The sequence below is a fragment of the Mesorhizobium sp. BHbdii genome (assembly GCF_053848045.1).
The window spans coordinates 1-502 of record NZ_JBSPKX010000141.1; the positions used below are offsets into that span (position 1 = coordinate 1).

General features: G+C 67.5%; 1 protein-coding gene. It reads left to right on the top strand.

Features of this window, described 5'->3' with window-relative positions; translation table 11 throughout:
- Positions 1-502, top strand: a 502-nt coding sequence (locus ACWTU8_RS32280; RefSeq protein WP_455851307.1) for a biotin/lipoyl-containing protein, incomplete at both ends; no start/stop codon positions are given.

The window sequence follows — 502 nt, forward strand, 5'->3', positions numbered from 1 at the left end:
CTGCTGCGCCGCGACCGGCTCGACCGGCTGGGCGGTCGGCTGGCGCCGCATTCGGGTGCGCTCAAGCGCGACTGGGTGGTGAAGATCGGCGGCGACTATCTCCAGGTGTCCATCCTCGAAGGCATGATCTCCATTCCGATGGAGATCGACCTGTCGATCGACGGCGGCAAGGCGCTGACCGTTTCATCCGACTGGCGGCCGGGCGACCTGATCTGGCGCGGCACGGTCGGCAAGCGCTCCGTCGTCGCCCAGATCCGGCCAGTCGCCAACGGTCTTCGCATCGCCTGGAAAGGCATGTCGGTGACCGCGCGCGCCATGCTGCCGCGCATCGCCGAGCTGGAGCGGCTGATGCCGGAGAAGGTGGCGCCGGATACGTCGAAACTGCTGCTCTGCCCGATGCCCGGCCTTGTCGTGTCGATCGCCGTCACCGAGGGCCAGGAAGTCAAGGCCGGCGAGACCTTGGCCGTGGTCGAGGCAATGAAGATGGAAAACGTGCTGCGCG